The 19,026-nt window shown below is 65.6% G+C and carries 14 protein-coding genes and 1 pseudogene; 6 read left to right on the top strand and 9 right to left on the bottom strand.

Annotated elements, in window-relative coordinates:
- Positions 1–75 precede the first annotated feature (75 nt).
- A complete protein-coding gene (locus G6R31_RS02620) occupies positions 76–651 on the top strand; it encodes a hypothetical protein (RefSeq protein ID WP_017869372.1) in 576 nt (191 codons plus the stop codon).
- 100 nt (positions 652–751) lie between these two features.
- Here the strand turns inward: G6R31_RS02620 and G6R31_RS02615 are convergent, their stop codons facing one another.
- Genes G6R31_RS02615 through G6R31_RS02605 form a run of 3 tightly spaced genes read right to left on the bottom strand, consistent with a single transcriptional unit; the run spans position 752 to position 3,458 of the window.
- Entirely contained in the window at positions 752–1,765 is a 1,014-nt protein-coding gene (locus G6R31_RS02615) for an NAD(P)H-dependent flavin oxidoreductase (protein WP_017869373.1), read from the bottom strand.
- A complete protein-coding gene (locus tag G6R31_RS02610; RefSeq protein WP_017869374.1) occupies positions 1,766–2,587 on the bottom strand; it encodes a CoA transferase in 822 nt (273 codons plus the stop codon).
- 28 nt (positions 2,588–2,615) lie between these two features.
- A complete protein-coding gene (locus G6R31_RS02605) occupies positions 2,616–3,458 on the bottom strand; it encodes a hypothetical protein (RefSeq protein ID WP_017869375.1) in 843 nt (280 codons plus the stop codon).
- A gap of 208 nt (positions 3,459–3,666) precedes the next feature.
- Between G6R31_RS02605 and acnA the strand changes: the two genes are divergently transcribed.
- Positions 3,667–6,387: an aconitate hydratase AcnA gene (acnA, locus tag G6R31_RS02600; protein WP_017869376.1), complete on the top strand. Its 2,721-nt coding sequence runs from the start codon at positions 3,667–3,669 to the stop codon at positions 6,385–6,387.
- A gap of 743 nt (positions 6,388–7,130) precedes the next feature.
- Here acnA and G6R31_RS16830 read toward each other — a convergent pair.
- The 5 genes and pseudogenes from G6R31_RS16830 to ppsA form a co-directional block, all read right to left on the bottom strand.
- A complete protein-coding gene (locus G6R31_RS16830) occupies positions 7,131–7,385 on the bottom strand; it encodes a cytochrome P450 family protein (RefSeq protein ID WP_017869377.1) in 255 nt (84 codons plus the stop codon).
- A 100-nt stretch (positions 7,386–7,485) separates the two neighbouring features.
- Positions 7,486–7,662 (bottom strand): annotated as a pseudogene (locus G6R31_RS16825) (cytochrome P450); the annotation flags it as partial.
- A 95-nt stretch (positions 7,663–7,757) separates the two neighbouring features.
- Positions 7,758–9,068 carry an NAD(P)/FAD-dependent oxidoreductase gene (locus G6R31_RS02590; protein ID WP_152423467.1) on the bottom strand — a complete coding sequence of 437 codons (1,311 nt, stop codon included), beginning with the start codon at positions 9,066–9,068 and terminating at the stop codon, positions 7,758–7,760.
- A gap of 340 nt (positions 9,069–9,408) precedes the next feature.
- Complete coding sequence (locus G6R31_RS02585; protein WP_152423468.1) at positions 9,409–9,717, bottom strand: hypothetical protein; 309 nt, start codon at positions 9,715–9,717, stop codon at positions 9,409–9,411.
- A gap of 64 nt (positions 9,718–9,781) precedes the next feature.
- Positions 9,782–12,124 carry a pyruvate, water dikinase gene (gene ppsA, locus G6R31_RS02580; protein WP_025566847.1) on the bottom strand — a complete coding sequence of 781 codons (2,343 nt, stop codon included), beginning with the start codon at positions 12,122–12,124 and terminating at the stop codon, positions 9,782–9,784.
- 138 nt (positions 12,125–12,262) lie between these two features.
- Between ppsA and G6R31_RS02575 the strand changes: the two genes are divergently transcribed.
- Complete coding sequence (locus G6R31_RS02575) at positions 12,263–13,081, top strand: pyruvate, water dikinase regulatory protein (protein ID WP_017869381.1); 819 nt, start codon at positions 12,263–12,265, stop codon at positions 13,079–13,081.
- A 69-nt stretch (positions 13,082–13,150) separates the two neighbouring features.
- The gene (gene glcF / locus G6R31_RS02570) at positions 13,151–14,428 is read left to right on the top strand and encodes a glycolate oxidase subunit GlcF (RefSeq protein ID WP_017869382.1); all 1,278 of its coding nucleotides are present in this window, start codon (positions 13,151–13,153) and stop codon (positions 14,426–14,428) included.
- A 99-nt stretch (positions 14,429–14,527) separates the two neighbouring features.
- Here the strand turns inward: glcF and G6R31_RS02565 are convergent, their stop codons facing one another.
- A complete protein-coding gene (locus G6R31_RS02565; protein ID WP_161617821.1) occupies positions 14,528–16,678 on the bottom strand; it encodes a CshA/CshB family fibrillar adhesin-related protein in 2,151 nt (716 codons plus the stop codon).
- 240 nt (positions 16,679–16,918) lie between these two features.
- On the opposite strand from G6R31_RS02565, the gene G6R31_RS02560 reads away from it, so the two are divergent.
- Complete coding sequence (locus G6R31_RS02560) at positions 16,919–18,301, top strand: FAD-binding oxidoreductase (protein ID WP_017869383.1); 1,383 nt, start codon at positions 16,919–16,921, stop codon at positions 18,299–18,301.
- A gap of 6 nt (positions 18,302–18,307) precedes the next feature.
- A complete protein-coding gene (locus tag G6R31_RS02555) occupies positions 18,308–19,015 on the top strand; it encodes a DUF5639 domain-containing protein (RefSeq protein ID WP_017869384.1) in 708 nt (235 codons plus the stop codon).
- The last annotated feature ends 11 nt before the right edge of the window (positions 19,016–19,026 follow it).

Genomic DNA, 19,026 nt, shown 5'->3' with positions numbered 1-19,026 from the left:
GGCAGCATAGCGGCCTCCTGCAGAGGCGGACGGTCTTTTCAGCCTCGCGTCATCCGCACCCGTTACCCTGGTCCCATGAACCTGCGTGCCCTCCTGCTGCTGCCCCTGCTTGGTCTCGCCGCCGCGCAGACCACTGCGACCCAGACCACCACCCCCCAGAACGTCCCGCCGCAGGGCACTGTGCTTCCGGCGCCGGTGCTGCTGGAAACCCCTGCGGTGCCCGAGCCTGTGACGGTGCCCGCCGCCACGCTGCCCGCCCGTCTGGACAACGTGAGCGCCGTGCTGAGTGCGCCGCGCAGCGTCAAGGGCAAGGTACCGCTGACCCTGACGCTCAAGAGCAACCGCGCCGCCGCCGTGAAACTGGAAGTGCCGCGAGACAACGAACAGAACTGCGTGACCGCCCCCACCGTGCGCGTGCTGAAGGTGGGCAGCCGCGAGGTCGTGTACCCCAAACCCGGCCAGGAGCCGCGTCTGTGCGCCCAGGACCTGCGCAGCGATACGGTGGCAGCGAAGGGGCAGGTGCAGTACACCCGCGACCTCGACCTGCCCGCCGGGGAGTACATGGTGGAAGGCTGGCTGACCGGCTTTGCCGACGGCCTGCGCGTGAAGGTGCCTGCGCAGCCCGTGCGGGTGACGGTGAAGTCGAACTGATACCCAACCTTCTGGGAAAGAGAATTTCCGGGAGAGACACGGCGACAGCCTGAAGGAGGAAAAATCGCCGCCGTCTCCCCCGCGCCGCGCCAGGCCCGTCTCAGAGACCAGCGGTGAGCTGCCGGGCCAGTTCTGCTGCCGGACCGGGGCGCACCTGCCCCACGCCCGTTCCTGCCCATAGGCTGAGGAAGTCGGGGCGTCCGGCCTGAGCCGCTGCCGCACGCATGGCCCGCGTCAGGGCATTCTGGTAGGGGGAAGGCAGGGGGTACGCCACTCCCTCGGTCACGGCGTTTTTCAGCCCCCGCGCCGGGCGCCCGCTGAACGCCCGTGTCAGCACCGTTTCGCCGCCGCGTGCCAGCGCCGCACGGTAAGGCGCAGAGGTGCCCGCCTCGTCAGCCAGCAAAAAAGCCGTGCCGCACTGCGCCAGTTCCGCCCCGGCAGCGAGGGCGGCGGCCACGTCGTCCCGCGTCATCAGGCCGCCCGCCGCCAGCAGGGGGAGGTGGGTCACGGCCCGCGCCGCCCGGACCAGAGCCAGGGTGCCCGCCTGTTCGTCGTGCGCCCAGCCGCCCCGGTGCCCGCCTGCCGCGCCGCCCTGCACGACCACCGCGTCCACCCCGTCGGCGGTGAGCTGCCGGACTTCCTCCAGGCCCGTCGCCGTGCCGATGGACAGGATGCCGCGCCCGCGCAACTCGGCCAGGTGTGCCGCACCCAGCCGCCCGAAGGTAAAGGACAGGGCAGCGGGTCGGCAGGCCAGCGCCGCCGCGAACTGTTCGGCGAAATCGGGTTCGGGCGTCTGCGGCAGCGCCGGGGCGGGCAGGCCCAGTTCGGCGTGAAAGGGGGCGAGTTCGGCGGCGGCGGCCTGCACCTGCGGCAGCGTGATCTGCGGGACCGGCTGCGGCGCGAACAGGTTGATGGCCCAGGGCCGTGAGGTCAGCCGGTGGAGTTCGGCGCCCGCCTGCCGCACCTGTTCCGGCGTCAGATACGCCGCGCCGAGGCTGCCCAGCCCGCCCACTTCCGAAACCGCCGCGACCAGCGCCGGAGTAGAAATGCCGCCCGCCATCGGCGCGAGCACCAGCGGCAGACGCAGGCCCAGTCGTTCGCGCAGAGAAGTCATTTATTCCCCCGCCAGCGCGGCCAGCGGCAGGTCACGCTCGGCGGCCAGCGCTTCCCAGTGGGCGGTGGGCCGGGTACGCAGCGCAGCGGCGGCGTCCTCGCCCAGCGCTTCGGACCAGCGGGCGGCGAAGTGGGGTTCGAGCGGCGCGGCGGCCACCCAGCCGTCGGCGGTGGCGTACAGGCGGTAGTTGTCGTAGGCGCCCGAAAGCAGCCCCCCCGGCGCAGTCAGGCCCACGCGGTAGGGCGCGGCTGCAAAGCGCGCCGCGTCCCCCAGACCCACCACCCGCTCGCGCTCGGCGTGCCCCCGCTCACGGCCCAGCAGCAGACCCAGCGCGGCGGCGTAGGCCTCGCGGCTGCCGGTCAGGTCGGCCACCAGCGTGCGCGGCATGGCGGGCTGCGCGGGGTCGATCAGGCCCGCTTCGGCCTGGTAGGTCAGGTCATGGCCCGCCGCTTCGGGGTCGCGGGTATCGCCCACGATGGTCACGCGGCACAGCCGGGGAAAGTCGCGTGTGAGTCGCTCCGGCGACAGCCCCAGCCGCGCCAGCGCCCCCGGACGCGAACTGGTCAGCAGCAGATCGGCCCCCGCCAGCAGCGTGTCCAGCTCGGCCCGGCCCGCGTCCGTCTTGAGGTCGATGGCCCGCACCTCGATTCCCCGGTGCAGCTCCGCGTACCACTCGGGCGACATCTGCGCGAGGGGGTCGCCCGCCGGACCCTCCACCTTGACGACCCTGGCCCCCGCGTCCCGCAGCGAGGCGGCGGCCAGCGGCCCGGGCACGTTGGGGGCCAGAGAAACGACGGTCAGACCCTGAAGCGGCTGGAACATGGCCCCATCATGCCGCGTGATCCGGACTTTACCCGCTGACGGCCCCGCGCAGCGTCATCACGGCCCGTTTCAGGTCGTCCGACGGCTCGCCCTGGGCCAGCACCTCGCCGGTCACCTTGCTCATCACGCGGGCGACGGCGCGGGGTGGGCCGCCTTCCCCCTGCTCGATGACCAGTTCGAGTTGCTGCTCGTGGTCCAGATGCTCGGCGGCGTAGGCGATAAACCAGTCGGCCCAGTTCACCCGCTCGCGGGGCGGCTGCTGCGCCCTGGCCGCCTGCTTTTCGTGGTAGGCCTGCGCCTTTTGCACCACGTGTTCGCGCACCACCTCGTAGCGCTGCGCCGGGCTGAGGGTGCCCAGTTCGACCTCGTCGCCGGATTCGGGGTGGTAGACGGTCTTTTCGGGCGTCAGCTTCTGGACCACGTTCGCCATGATCTTCAGCTCGGGCGCGGCGGCGTCTTCCCAGGGCGGCACGTCGCTCCCCGCGCCCCGCCGCTCCTCGACCAGCCGCGAAATCAGGCGCTGCTGCTCCGGCTCCAGCGCCCCGATGATCTTCACGGCGGGCTTGAAGGTGCTGGCCTGCCGCTCGTGCCGGGGTTCGATGCCCAGCGGTTCCAGTTGCCGGGCCACCACCGCCGCGTCGATGATGCGGTCGGCCTGCCTCAGGTTGAATCCCCAGCGGTCACGCAGGTACGTCTCGAAATCGGCGTGCGTCTCGCGGAACAGGTGGTTGTCGCGGATTTCGGCCAGCGCCTGCCCGGTGCGCTGAAAGTCGCGCAGGCCGCCTTCTACGGTCTGTTCAAGGGCCTGAAAGCGCTGCTCCTCGTGCGGGGCGAGGCTGTTGTCGGGAAAGGGCAGGTCGAGGTCGGTCATAGGCGTGAGGCAGCCTAACAAGAACGCGGCGCCCCGAATCGGTCCGGCAGGTTGCCCCTGTTCGCCAGCTTTCTGTGTTGTCTCCAAAGTGGTTACAAAGATTTTCTCCGTGCCTGTCCCGGTGACGGTGGTTTCTTCCGCCCAGCGGCTTATGATGAGGCCAACGCCCCCCAACACTGAGTTCTGGCGGGCAAGGAGGACCTTACTCATGGCAGACAAGGCGATGAACCTGTTTGGCGCCCGTGACACCCTGCAGGTGCCCGGCAGCGACAAGAAACTGTACTTCTACAACCTGAGCAAGTTGCAGGGCCACGACGTGTCGCGCCTGCCCGTCAGCATCAAGGTGCTGCTCGAAAGCGTGCTGCGCGAGGCCAACGACTACGACGTGCGGCGCGAGGACGTGGAGACCGTCGCCGGGTGGAGTGCGACCAACCCCGAGGTCGAGATTCCCTTCAAGCCCGCCCGCGTGATTTTGCAGGACTTTACCGGCGTGCCCGCCGTGGTGGACCTCGCCGCCATGAGAAGCGCGATGGTGGGCCTCGGCGGTGACCCCAGCAAGATCAACCCGCTGATTCCGGTGGACCTCGTCATCGACCACTCGGTGCAGGTGGACGAGTTCGGCACCGAGTTCGCGCTCGCGAACAACATGGCGCTGGAATTCGAGCGCAACCGTGAACGCTACGAGTTCCTCAGATGGGGCCAGCAGGCCTTCGACAACTTCGGCGTGGTGCCGCCCGCTTCGGGCATCGTTCACCAGGTCAACCTCGAGTACCTCGCCAAGGGCGTGCAGACCCGCCCCGAGGAAGACGGCGAAGTCGTGTACCCCGACAGCCTCGTCGGCACCGACTCGCACACCACCATGATCAACGGCCTGGGCATCGTGGGCTGGGGCGTGGGCGGCATCGAGGCCGAAGCGGTGATGCTGGGCCAGCCCATCTACATGCTGATGCCCGAAGTCATCGGCTTCAAGATCACCGGCGCGATGCCCGAAGGGGCCACCGCCACCGACCTCGCGCTGCGCGTGACCGAAATGCTGCGTCAGAAGGGCGTGGTCGGCAAGTTCGTCGAGTTCTACGGCGCGGGCCTGAGCAACATGACCCTGCCCGACCGCGCCACCATCGCCAACATGGCCCCCGAATACGGCGCCACCATGGGCTTTTTCCCAGTGGACGACGAAGCGCTGCGTTACCTGCGCCGCACGGGTCGCCTGGAAGACGAAGTCGGTCTGGTCGAGGCTTATTACAAGGCCCAGGGCATGTTCCGCACCGACGAAACGCCCGACCCCGTGTTCACCGACACCATCGAACTCGACCTCGGCACCATCGTGCCCAGCCTGGCCGGTCCCAAGCGCCCGCAGGACCGCGTGAACCTCAGCGACATGCACACCGTGTTCAGTGAGGCGCTGACCGCGCCCGTCAAGAACCGTGGCTTCGAACTCGGTCAGGACAAGCTCGGCGCCCAGGGCACCATCGGCGGCACCGACATCAAGATCGGGCACGGCGCGGTGACGCTGGCGAGCATCACTTCCTGCACCAACACCTCCAACCCCAGCGTGCTCATCGCCGCCGGTCTGGTCGCGAAAAAGGCCGTGGAAAAGGGCCTGAAGACCCGCGCCTGGGTCAAGACCAGCCTCGCCCCCGGCTCCCGCGTGGTGACCGAGTACCTCGAAGCCGCCGGGCTGCAGACCTACCTCGACCAGATCGGCTTCAACACCGTGGGCTACGGCTGCATGACCTGCATCGGCAACTCCGGCCCGCTGCCTGAACCCGTCGTCGAGGCGATTACCGAAGGCGACCTGGTGGTGGCCTCGGTGCTCTCGGGCAACCGCAACTTCGAGGGCCGCGTCAACCCCCACATCAAGGCCAACTACCTCGCCAGCCCGCCCCTGGTCGTCGCCTACGCGCTGGCGGGCACGGTCGTGAACGACATCGTGAACGACCCCATCGGTCAGGACGCGCAGGGTCAGGACGTGTTCCTGAAAGACATCTGGCCCACCGGCGCCGAGATTCAGGAGGCGATGGACCGCTCCATCACCGCCGAGATGTTCAAGAAGGTCTACGACGGCATCGAGAAGAGCAACGCCGACTGGAACGCCATTCCTGTCGCCGAGGGTGACCTGTACGACTGGAAGGAAGACAGCACCTACATCCAGAACCCCCCCTTCTTCGACGACCTCGCGGGCGGCGCCCGTGACATCGAGAGCATCCGGGGCGCCCGCGTGCTGGTCAAGGTGGGCGACTCGGTGACCACCGACCACATCTCCCCCGCCGGCAGCTTCAAGGCCGACACCCCCGCTGGCCGCTACCTCACCGAGCGCGGCATCGCGCCCAAGGACTTCAACTCCTATGGCAGCCGTCGCGGGAACGACCGCATCATGACGCGCGGCACCTTTGCCAACATCCGCCTGAAAAACCAGCTCGCCCCCGGCACCGAAGGCGGCTTTACCACCAACTTCCTGAACGGCGAAGTCACCAGCATCTACGACGCTTCCGTCGCCTACAAGGAAGCGGGCGTGCCGCTGGTCGTGCTGGCCGGCAAGGACTACGGCATGGGCAGCAGCCGCGACTGGGCCGCCAAGGGCACCTTCCTGCTGGGCGTCAAGGCCGTGATTGCCGAGAGCTTCGAGCGCATCCACCGTTCCAACCTGGTCGGCATGGGCGTGCTGCCCCTCCAGTACAAGGACGGCCAGACCGCCGACTCCCTGGGTCTGAGCGGCGACGAAACCTTCGAGTTCGTGCTGCCCGCCGACCTGAAGCCCCGTCAGGACGTGACTGTTCGCGTCACCGGCAAGGACGGCCAGGCCCGAGACATCACCGTGATGTGCCGCATCGATACCCCTGTGGAAATCGACTACTACAAGAACGGCGGCATCCTGCAAACCGTGCTGCGCGGCATCCTGAGCAAGAGCCAGGGCGAAGTCAAGGCGTAAGCGTAGACTTCAGGAAATAGAGCAGTAAAAAAAGCTCCCGCCCAGTTTCACAGGCGGGGGCTTCTTGTCTATTATTGCTCAGTACCTGACAGGTTGCTCCAGAAGACGTACAGGACGGTGTTTTCCAAGCTCTGGCGCCATAAATCGCGTCGTTATCGAACCCGTTGTCCCACCATGCTCTGAGCACTACGGCTGTTGAGTGGCTTGAATCCAGGAGAAATGGAGAAGAGTGGACCTTCGGTCGCTGCCGTCCAGGACGGCTAGGAACCCAACCTGTCAGGTACTGAGCTATTATTGACTTGGGCAGCTCGGGATTACTTTACTCATGTATTTTACATATGCACCATTCATACCAATGGTGAAATTAAAGTTTATTCTTGGATCGCTTCCCTTCGGCAGAATTTGTATTGTGGCTGGATAAGAGTTACGAGTATAGGTGTTATAAAAAACAGCACTGATAATCCCTGCAGATTTATCCGTTTGAGTGACAGTGTAGCCATTCTGAACAAGAAAGGATATGGAGGAGTTGTAAAGGCACTCGCTAGAGGCCGTTTCAATACCCTCAATAGGCGTAGGCTGACTCGTCGCAGTCGGTGCGCACGATGCCAAGACTAACGGAATAAAGAGCGAGAACTTGCGCCTAGTTAGCATATCTTTATAATGCCATGTGTTTTTCACATGAGCAACAATTTTTCTACGCTGTCGCTCCTCAGTAGCGGGCGGGGGCTGAGTTTTGAGGCGAGTTAGAGACTAGTCCCATCGTAGAAGTCTGCGAGGTTCAGGGTCACGGCAGGGCAAGGCAAATCGAAGGTTTCCCCCATCACCTCAAACACCCACCCTTGGCCCTCTCTGCGCCAGATGGCGGCGCCCCGGCTGCGGCTGTCCACCAGCAGGTAGGCTTGCAGGCTGGGAAGCTCGCGGTAACGCTCGGCCTTGACTGTGCAGCCCGGGTCGAAGCGCTCGGGGTCGGGGTACAGCTCGGACAGGCCGTGCGGCACGGTGGTGCCGATGATGACAGGGGTGCCGGCAGGAAGGTGATACCCCGGCGAAGTCCACGTCCTCGGTCAGCGTGCGGCTCAGCGCCGGGGCAATGGGGTGAATCCGCATGGTTTCCATGACGAAGCGGTGCAGCAGCGGCGAGCGGCCCAGGGCCTCGGCGGTGGGGGGCCCGGCCCTGAACAAGGCGTCCACCTCGGCCCGCAGCGCAGGCAGGGACTCGGGGTGCCGGTGCATGCGGTAGAGGACGAAAGCGAGGCTGTTGGCCGCCGTGTCCATGCCCGCGATAAAGGCGCCCATCACCGCCGGCCGCACGTCGGGGTGTCGCCAGCGCTCGGGGTTGAGCTGCTGGGACGAGCGGCACGCCCCCACCTTTACGCCCCGCGGGGGCGGCTGAGCACCTCCAGGTCGCCCAGAATGGCCGCCGCCGCCTTTTCCCCGCCTTCCAGGGCGCCCTGGATGCCGCTGAGCGAGTTGACCTCACTCGCCAGAAAGACGTTCGGCAGCGGCGTCGTGTGGCCGGGCAGGGTGGCCGCGTATCCGGCGGGCTGCGGAAACTGCGTGTGGGGAATACGGTCCACCGAGAGCAGACGCAGCCGCTCCACCCCGGCACCGTACCAGGGGCGCAGTTCGCCCAGCACCTGGGCGCTCAGGCTGGCGTCGTCCACGTCCGGCACGCCCCAGACCGAGACGATCAGCAGGCCGTGACCGTCCGGCACGCGGTTGGGGAACTCCTCCTGCAACCAGAACACCTGATTGAGCTGCCCGGTCGGCAGGGCGCCCAGTTGCAGCCGCCGCTGACGCTCCAGCGGCTCGGGGGCAGCGTAGTGCAGGTAGGTGCTGCCGAGGCTCCCCCGCGCGATGGGCCGCGCCGCGCCGGGCCGCTCGCCCAGCAGCCGCGCCGCCGCATTCGGGTCGGTGGCGACGACGACCTGGACGGCATGCAGCGTTTCACCCGTTTCGATCTGCACGGTCACGCCATCCGGTCCGGCGTGCAGGCCCGTCACCGTCACGCCGAACGACACGTCCAGCGCCCGCGCCAGTTGCCGGGGCAGCTCGCTCATGCCCGCGCGGGGAATGGACACGTCGCCGGTCATCAGCATTCTGAAGTAGTAGCGAAACAGCCCGGCGCTCGTTTCCAGCTGGCGGTCGAGCACCAGCCCGCCGAAAAACGGGGTGAAGAAACGTTCGAGCGAGCGTTCGGAAAAGCCCTGTTCCAGCAGGTACGCGCGGGTGGTCTGGTCGGGGCCGTTCAGGAGTTCATGGGCGGGCCGGGCGAGCAGTTCTGCCGCCAGTTTCGCCGCCACAGCCCGGTCTTTCACTGTGAGCGCCGCCGCGCTCAGGTCACCGGGCAGCGCCGCCGGGTCGCGCAGGGGGTCGCCCACCAGTTCGGCCCGTCCGCCTTCCTGCCGCAGCACCGCCGAGGGCTTGAGCCGCACGAGGTCGAGGGCGTCGTAGTCGAACTGCCGCTTGGCCGCCGGGTACGCCGTGAACATGCCAATAAAGCCCACGTCGAGCGTGTAGCCGTCCACCTGCTTGCTCCACACGCGCCCCCCGAGGTGCTGCGAGCGCTCCAGCACCCGCACGGTTTTCCCGGCCCGTTGCAGGGTGCGGGCGGCGGTCAGGCCCGCGAGTCCGGCGCCTATCACGATGATGTCGGTCCCCATGCTCTCGCTTGATGTCATGGGAGGCAGGGTAGGGCATGGGGCGGCGGGGGGGCTGTCGGGGTTCACCCTTTGCCTGGCGGACCTTAGAGCAGTTCTCCGAATTACGCGTGCGTCGGAACAGCACCGCCACCCGCTCCCTTCTCCGTCCTGCTCTTTGTTTTGTACTCGCTCCGCTCGCCAGAAAGCTGTGCCATCTTTTTGTCAAATGCTCTAGGCCGCTCCCTCTTCCCCGTCACGCTCTGCGTCGGCCCGCGCCTGCTTGCAGCGGCGCCGATGCCCCCCCGCCTGACCGTCGGGACTGGTCGCCACAAGGAAAAACCCCCACCCGACTGGGCAGGGGCTTTCCTCATCACCTCGCTCAGCCGCGCAGGGACCGCTTCCTAGAACGCCAGGCGACTTCACCGATCAGCCCCAGCAGCAACGTGACCGCCAACGCCTGCGCCAGCGCCGGGAAGGGAGCGAGGCCCGCCGGATTGAAGAAAAGACCGCTGATAAGGGCCGCGACGAGGGCCACCGCGAACAGGAGGCCCCAGCGCAAGGCGGGTGCCGGGAAACTGAGGGCGCCCAGATACAGGCCGAAGAAGGCGGCATTCAGCAGCGCGGTGCCGGGGGGCTGCCCATCTGCCCACTGCCACAGGAGGACGCCGAGGACTACGGCCGCACCCACCAAAATATTTTTCTGCCCCTCGTTCACGCGCCCCTCCCCTGCCAGCCCTGGCCTCAAGTTCAGCTTACGCCTGTTCGCCCGCCAGGTGCAGCCAGGTGCTCAGCACGCTGTCGGGGTTCAGGCTCACCGAGTCGATACCCTGGTCCATCAGCCACTGGGCGAGGGCGGGGTGGTCGCTGGGGCCCTGACCGCAGATGCCGACGTATTTGCCCTTGGCCTTGGCGGCCCGAATCGCCATGCCCATCAGGGCGAGGACCGCTTCGTTCTGCTCGTCGAACATGTCGGCCACCAGCCCGGAGTCGCGGTCGAGCGCCAGCGTGAGCTGCGTCAGGTCGTTGGAGCCGATGGAAAAGCCGTCGAACAGGTCGAGGAACTGGTCGGCCAGCAGGGCGTTGCTCGGCACCTCGCACATCATGATGACCTTGAGGCCGTTCTCGCCCTGCGTGAGGCCGTTTTCCTTCAGGATTTCCAGAATGCGCCGCCCCTCGGCCACCGTGCGCACGAAGGGAATCATCAGTTGCACGTTGGTCAGGCCCATGTCGTCGCGCACCTGCTTCATGGCGTCGCACTCCAGCGCGAAGGCGTCGGCAAAGTCGGCGCTGCGGTAGCGGCTCGCGCCCCGGAAGCCGATCATGGGGTTTTCCTCGGTGGGTTCGTAGGCCGGGCCGCCGATAAGGTGGTGGTACTCGTTGCTCTTGAAATCCGAGAGACGCACGATGACCGGCTTGGGCGCAAACGCGGCGGCGATGCTCGCCACACCCTCGGCCAGCTTTTCGCGGAAAAAGTCGCGCGGCGAGGCGTATCCAGCGGTTTTTTCCTCAATCTGGGCCTTCACTTCATCGGGGACGTCCGGGTAGTCGAGCAGGGCGCGGGGGTGAATGCCGATGACGTTGGAGATGACGAATTCCACGCGGGCCAGCCCCACGCCTTCGTTCGGCAGCGCGGCAAAGGAGAAGGCGCGGTCAGGCGAGGCCACGTTCATCATGATTTTCATGCCGACTTCGGGCATGGCGTCGAGTTCCACCCGGTTGACGTGGAAGTCCAGCCTACCGCCGTACACGTAGCCGGTGTCGCCCTCGGCGCAGGACACGGTGACTTCCTGGCCGTTTTGGAGTTCGCGGGTGGCGTTGCCGGTGCCCACGACGGCGGGAATCCCGAGTTCACGGGCGATGATGGCGGCGTGGCAGGTGCGTCCGCCCCGGTTGGTCACGATGGCCGAGGCCCGCTTCATCACCGGTTCCCAGTCGGGGTCGGTCATGTCGGCCACCAGAATGTCGCCGTCCTGCACGGAGTCCATCTGCGAGATGTCCTTCACCACGCGCACCACGCCCGCGCCGATGCGGTTGCCCACGGCGCGGCCCTCGACCAGCACGTCACCCTTGCCGGTCAGCTCGAAGCGCTCCAGCGTGCGCCCGGCGCGGCTCTGCACGGTTTCGGGGCGGGCCTGAAGAATGTAAATCTGCCCGTCGCGCCCGTCTTTGCCCCACTCGATGTCCATCGGGCGGCCATAGTGTTTCTCGATGGTCACGCACTGGCGGGCGAGTTCGGTCAGGTCGTCGTCGGACAGGGAAAAGGCCCGCTGCTCGGCCTCCGCCACGTCCACCGTCTGCACGCCACCTTCCGGGGCGTAAATCATCTTCTTCTGCTTGCTGCCGCGTGTCCGGCGCAGGACGGCCTTTTTGCCCTGCTCCAGCGCGGGCTTGTAGACGAAGAACTCGTCGGGGTTCACGGCCCCCTGCACCACCATTTCGCCCAGGCCGTAGGAGGAGGTCACGAACACCGCGTCCCGGAAGCCGGATTCGGTGTCGAGGGTAAACGCCACGCCCGACACGCCGAGGTCGGTGCGGACCATGCGCTGCACGCCCGCCGAGAGCGCCACTTCGGAATGCTCGAAGTTGTGGTGGACGCGGTAACTGATGGCGCGGTCGTTGTACAGGCTGGCGAACACCAGCTTGACGTGCTTCAGCACCTCGTCGATGCCGCGCACGTTCAGGAAGGTTTCCTGCTGCCCGGCAAAACTCGCTTCGGGCAGGTCCTCGGCGGTGGCGGAGGAGCGCACAGCCACGTCGGGGTCGTCGCCCATCTCGCCGTAAGCCTGACGAATCGCCTCTTCCAGCGCGGCGGGCAGCCTGGCTTCCTCCACCCAGCCGCGAATCTCCTTGCCCGCCGCGACGAGGGCGTTGACGTCGTTCACGTCGAGCGCCTTCAATTTGGCGTTGATTTTGGTTTCGATGTCGTTTTCCTGCAAAAAGAGCCGGAAGGCGTCGGCGGTGGTCGCAAAGCCGCCGGGGACGCGCACCCCCGAGGCGGCGAGGCCCTGAATCATCTCGCCGATGGAGGCGTTCTTGCCGCCGACGATTTCGACGTCGGTCATCCTTAGTGTCCCGAAGGGGCGAATCATGTCCATGCGTTTTCTCCGTTGGCGTGGGTTGAGACGCCGCGCCGCTTGGGGGGATTTGTGTTGCCTTACCACCCAAGTTTAACCGAGTGCAGACGCGGGGGCGCGGGGGTTTGTCTGAGTGAGGTGGACATGTCAGGCTGTGGCATGTCCCGTCCCGTGTTCATCGTGTCCGACCACACCGGCCTGACCGCCGAGAACATCGCCCGTGCGCTGCTCACGCACTTTCCCGCGCAGCCTCTCCGCTACCTGCGCCGACCCTTCACCACCGACATGGCCGCCGCGCAGAGCGTGGTGCGCGAGGCCGAGACCCTGGCCGCGCGGGGCGAGCGCCCACTGATTTTCACCACCACCATTCACCCCGACGTGCTGAACACGCTGCGAACCGCGCCCGCACAGGTGTTCGACCTGCTGACCGAGAACCTGCGGATTCTGGAACAGGAATTTGCCGAGGCCCCCAGGCTGGAAGCCGGCGGACACCACGACATGCAGGACAACGAAGCGTACCTCTCGCGCATGGAGGCGCTGGATTTCGCCCTCGCCACCGACGACGGCGTGGGGGACCGGCAATACGGCCTGAGCGACGTGATTCTGGTCGGCGTGTCGCGGGCCGGAAAAACGCCCACCAGCCTCTTTCTGGCCTTGCAGCACGGCATTCGCGCCAGCAACTACCCGCTGGCCGAGGACGATTTCGAGCGCGACGGCCTGCCCGCGCCCCTGCAGGCACACCGGGACAAACTGTTCGGCTTGACCATCGACCCCCGGCGGCTGCACGCCATTCGCACCCAGCGCAAGCCGGGCAGCAAGTACGCCAGCATCGAGCAGTGCGAGTACGAGGTCCGGCGCACCAATACCCTGTTCGCGCGGCTGGGCATTCCCTCCAAAGACACGACCAGCGCCAGCGTGGAAGAAATCGCGGCGGGCGTGCTGGCCCTGCTGCGGCAGTCGGGGCGGCTGGAGGGGTAAGGGCAGGGGCGGCTGCACTCCCCTAACCTCCGCTCCCCCTCCGGACGCGGCGCGGCCTATCCTCTGCCTATGAACCACGACATTCCCGCCCTCGAAATCGGCCCACAGGGGGAGGTGATGGCCCACGCGATAGACGCCTGCGTCCACTGCGGCTTTTGCCTCCCTGCCTGCCCCACCTACGCGCTGCTGGGCGACGAGATGGACAGCCCACGCGGGCGCATCGTGCTGATGAAGGAAGTGCTGGAAGGGGCGCTGGAACTGGAGGACGCCGCCCCGCACCTCGACCGCTGCCTGGGCTGCCAGGGCTGCGTGACCGCCTGCCCCAGCGGGGTGCCCTACGGCGAACTGATCACCAGTTTTCGCGGCTGGAGCGAACCGAAACGGGAGCGTTCACCACTGGATAAGGCCAAACGCTACGCCATTCTGAAAGCCCTGCCCGCGCCCAAACTGTTCAGCGTGGCGGCCCGCGTGGGCCAGTTCGCCAAGCCGCTCGCGCCCGCGCTGCCCGCCGCCCTGCGTTCTCCGCTGGATTTGCTGCCCGAACACGTTCCGGCCATGCAGCCGCAGCCCAGGGTCACGCCCGCCAGAGGGAAGCGCCGGGGCCGGGTGGCGTTTCTGGCCGGGTGCGCCCAGCAGGCACTGACGCCCAACTTCAACGCGGCGACCCTGCGGGTCTTGAGCCGCAACGGCATCGAGGTCGTGATTCCCGAGGGGCAAGGCTGCTGCGGGGCCGCCGCGCTGCACACCGGGGCGCGGGAGGAGGCGCTGCGGCTGGTGCGGGCCAACCTGCGGGCCTTCGACCCCGACGACTACGACGCGATTCTGTCCAACGCGGCGGGCTGCGGCGCGGGCCTCAAGGAATATCCGGTGGTGCTGCACGGTCTGCCCGACGAGGCCCAGGCGCAGGCGTTCGCCGCGAAGGTGCAGGACATCTCCGAGTATCTGGCCGGGCTGCTGCGGGACGGCGAATTGCAGCCGTTCATGCCGACCAGGGAGCCACTGAACATCGCCTACCACGACGCCTGCCACCTCGCCCACGCGCAGAAAATCAAGGCCGCGCCCCGCGCCCTGCTGCGGGCCATTCCCGGCGTGACACTGACCGAGATTCCCGAAGGCGACCTGTGCTGCGGCTCGGCGGGGACGTACAACCTCGAACAGCCCGAACTGGCCGCGCAACTCGGTCAGCGCAAGGCGAAAAACATCCTGTCCACCACGCCCGACCTGATTGCCAGTGGAAATATCGGCTGCCACACGCAGATTCAGAGCCATGTGCGGCGACAGGGCAGCCCGGTGCCGGTGATGCACACGGTGGAGGTTCTGGATCTGGCTTATCGGGGGGAACTGTAAGGACGCTCAGGCACGTCAAACTGGGAAGGGACTTGCAGAGCCGTTTGCGGAACAGTTTCGGTTCTTTCCCGAAAATGTGGAAGGTAAAGTTCGACGTCCTCAGTTAATCTTGGCGTCGAAACAGACGGTACCTGTGCCGCCAGCTGGCAACCCAGCGGCCCCAAGATCGAGAATGATGCCCTGGCTTGTTCCGCTTGGAGTGGCCGTGGCCACAGAACCAACCGTCAAAGTTGCGCCCGCAGGCAAGGCAGAGGCGGTGGGCGCAGTCGTCCTTCCCGTCAAATCAGCGCCTGATGCCGAGTAAGTCAAGTTCCACTTGGCTGTATCGGTACTGCCATTAGGATAAGCAGCACTTGTATTTGCTGGGAAGGCGTCGGTGAGTTTGAACTTTTTGGCTGGCCCATTTCCCGTATTCTGGAAGGCGATACAGTATTGCAAAATAGTACCGGGCTGAGCGTGAGTCGCCGTCCCGAAAGCCCCGTTGGGCAGATTACGGACATACTTTTTCATTTGAGGCACATTGGGCAAGCGTAATTCATTGTGAATCGTGCAGTCGATGTTGCTGTCTCGTGGAACGGTAAAAGTGGCACTGGTCGCACCTGCTGCACCTGTGACCAAAGTTGTGCCATCAGATACCTTTTTACAAGTAATGCTTGCCAGATAATCATTTACTTGTCCACCAGACTCACCAACCGTGGCTGATGTTCCACCAATAACGAATGCCTGAGTCTTATCTGACGCTTTTGCCGTAACAGTCTTGGTCTGCGGGGTACTTAGGCCACCGCCAGAAATATTGAGATCGACTTGATTTCCTGTCACGGCCAAGGCCCCCCAGGTCTTGGTCAGGGTAACCTGGGTATAGATAGCCAGTGCGTAATCTTCGACCTCGCCGGAGGTGGCAATCCCCGACGGAAGGGCCAGTTCGGCGGCATTTGTCGCGTAGCGAACTCGCAGATAAGACTGGCCCGATTTGATATCAGCCGGGATGGGGAAGGTAAGATTGACCGTCGAACCAGCTCCACCACAGGTTGTCTGCGCCGACTCACCCGCATCAAATATCCCGTTGATATTAAAATCAATCCAGCCCTTTACAGTGCCTGTGCCAGAGCAGGCCACGGGAACGATATAGCTTCCTACAGATTTAACATTAAGCACAGGCAAAGCAGAAGCGTTCACGCCGTCTTCATCATCGGCTCCAGTCGTATCGTCTGTGGTCGCCGCCGTATTACCCGTTAGACCAGTTCCGTCAGGGTCTTCTTGATTTCCCAGTTTGTTGGTGGCAGGAATCGTGTTTAGGGTGCTGACTTGAAAATTGGCAGCGGTAATAGAGGTTTTTGCCCCCGCAGAAAGGCCGTCGGCAGTCAGTGCAGGCGGGTAAAAATGAGCCACTCCGCCATAACTGCTTGGAGCATCCCCTGAGTCAAGATAGGGGGCCAGAACTCCAAGAGCGACCGCTGTTAGACCTCTACCTTTGATAGACACATCAAAAGTAATCTGGCGATTTGCACCCGTATAGGCTGAGGAGTTGAAAGTCAGGAATGTAAGACCCAGTGCATTAGAACCACTCCCCGATTCGTTAACTGCGTTACAATCCCCTTCAGTTGGCGTAGAAAAAGTAATGGTTTTGGAATCGCTCGTAAGCTCGGCGTTGTACTCTCGTGTCCCACAAGTCAGGCGCTCCATCACTTGCCAGGTGCCATCCGCCGTGGCCTTGATAAACTCCGCTCCCGCCATGGATTCGGCATCGGCAACCACCAATCCGGGGAGGCCGTAAGGCTTACCGTCCAGAGTGGCGGAGCAAGTTACGGTAAAGTTGCTGGACAACCCGCTTTGCGCGGTCCGAATACCATTGACCAAGGTATTGCTCGTACCCAGACCACCGATGTTATAGAGGTTGTCGAGGCCGTCATCTTTCCAGCCGCCTGGTGCATAGGAGGTAATACCTCCGCCACCTATGCCGCTTAAGCTACAGCTTACGACCATATTCACGCCATACACGGGAACCGTGGCTGTCGTGGTGGCCCCATTGGTCAGCGTTGTATTGTTGGTTCCGTTCGTTCCCCCGCCCCAGGTCAACCACAGAATCTGCGACTTATATTTCCCCGTACCGCCCGTGGCATAAGCCGCCGCCTGCACCGTGGAGGAGGCCCCCAGCAGAAGGCCCGCGAGCAAAACCTTCAGGAACGGACGCCCCGGCTTGCTGGCCTGAACTGTTCTGGCGAATGTAAAGGAAATGTGTGGTACGTTCATGCTGAACTCCATGCTGGACTTGGCAAGTGCGGACTGAAAACAAGGGGAGGCGATAAGGACAGGATGCTAGACGATTCTGGCCTAAAATTGACATCCAGGCCCTTACCCTTTCCTTACAGCCGGACTCTCCCTGCCTGGGTGCCTGCTTTTTTGCGGCCCTGTCCAGGCTTGCTACAGTACCCACATGAAGCTGCGGCTGACGCCTCCCGTGCCACCCAATCTGGCGCAATGGGAAACAGGATGACCACCACCCACCCCTCACCCCTCACCACCGACCTGCTCCGCGCCCTCAAGCCCCACCAGGTTCTGACCCGACTCTCCGAGCGCCTGAACTACCGCTACGACGCCATTCAGTTCGGCGTCACTCCACTGGCCGTGGTGCTGCCCGAATCCACCGCCGATGTGGTGGTCGCCGTCAAAGCCGCGAAGGCGGCGGGCGTGCCCATCATCGGGCGGGGGGCGGCAAGTGGCCTCAGCGGAGGCGTCACGCCCTTGCAGGAATCGCTGGTGGTCAGCTTTACCCGCATGACGGGCCTCCGCATCTTCCCCGAACGGCGCGAGGCGGTGGCGCAGCCGGGCGTGGTGACGCTGCGGGTCAGCGAAGCCGCCAAGCCCCACGGCCTGACCTATCCGCCGGACCCCGCATCTTTTCGCACCAGCACCATCGGCGGCAACCTCGGCGAGAACGCGGGCGGGCCGATGTGTTTCAAGTACGGCGTGACGGGCGATTATGTGAAGGCGCTGGAATTCGTGGATACGGACGGCGACATTCACCGCCTGACCCGCGACTGCTACGACCTGGCGGGCCTGCTGATTGGCTCCGAGGGCACGCTGGGGCTGATGACCGAGGCCACCCTGCGCCTGATTGCGCCGCCCAAGTTTACCCGCACGCTGATGTGCCATTTCGCGGAAGTCGGGCAGGCCGCCGAGGCCGTGAGCAGCGCGATTGCGGCGGGCGCGGTGCCGTCCAAGCTGGAATTTATGGACACCGCCTGCACCAACGCCATCGAGGACTACCTGCACCTGGGGCTGCCGCGCGAGGCCGGGGCCGTGCTGCTGGTGGACACCGACGGCGACGACCCGGCGATGGTGGACGCCGAGCTGGAACTGGTCGCGCAGGCGTGCGAGGCCGCCGGGGGCACCGTCAAACGCGCCGCCACGCCCGCCGAGGCCGACGCGCTGTGGCAGGCCCGCCGCAGCATCTCGCCCGCACTGGGGCGCATCCGGCCGCAGCGCATGAACGAGGACATCGTGGTGCCGCGCAGCGCCCTGCCCGACGTGGTGCGCGAAATCCGCGCCCTGGGCGACGCCAGCCCGTTTCATCTGGTGCAGTTCGGACACATCGGGGACGGCAACCTGCACCCCAACATCATGTTCGACCCGCGCACCGAGGACGAAGCCGCCGTCCACGACCTCGCCCATCAAATCGCCCTGGTCGCCATCCGGCACGGCGGCGTGCTGAGCGGCGAACACGGCATCGGCACCATGAAACGCGACTTCATGCGCGACGCCGTCGACCCCGTGACACTTTCCGCCCTCTGGGACGTGAAAAGGGCACTCGACCCGGCGGAGCGGCTGAATCCGGGGAAAATCCTGCCGGAGATGTTGATGGTGGATAGGTGATAGTTGATGGAAAAAGACAAAAACGCTGACGCTCACGCCTCTATCAACCATCAACCATCCACCATCAACATTTCCCCCGGCGACCAGACCCTCACCGTCAGCGCCGATACTCCCTTGCTGGACGTGTACGCGGCGCTGCCGCCCGGCCTTTATCCGCCGTTTCCGCCGGTGGAGTTGCCGGGCGGGGTGGGCGGCCTCGTGTCGCGCGGGGGCTTCGGGCAGAACTTCTTTTTCGGGGCGGAGGTGCTGGGCGTGACCTTCCGCGCTCCCAGTGGACGCATCGTGAAGGCGGGCGGGCGCACGGTGAAAAATGTGCAGGGCTACGACCTGACGCGGCCTTTCGTGGGCAGTTTCGGCGCACTCGGGCAGGCGCTGGAGGTCACGCTGAGACTGCGCCCCGGCCTGAGCGTGCGGCATGTGGCCGCGCCGGGCACGCTGGCCGGGCTGCCGCCCACGTCGGCCCGCTTCGTGTGGGAGGAGAGCGGCACGGTTCACCTGATGCACTTCGGGCACCCGGCGGATGTGGAGCGGGCGCTGGAGGCACTCCCCGGCGCGGCGGAGGTGACGGGTGGCCAAGACCTGAGCCGTCATTTCCCTGACGGCGTGGGCGTGGGCGAGGGAGGGAGCGTGCAGGATTTGCGCTTTGGCTGGGTCAACGGCGGGGCGCGGCCCGAGGTTCCGGCGCTGTTCGGCAAGCTGGCGGCGAGGTTGTGAACTTTGCCTTA

It is taken from the genome of Deinococcus wulumuqiensis R12, from assembly GCF_011067105.1.
In the GTDB taxonomy this organism is placed as follows: domain Bacteria; phylum Deinococcota; class Deinococci; order Deinococcales; family Deinococcaceae; genus Deinococcus; species Deinococcus wulumuqiensis.
The sequence above is the reverse complement of the archived record's forward strand: the minus strand, read 5'-3'. Positions and strand labels throughout refer to the sequence as shown.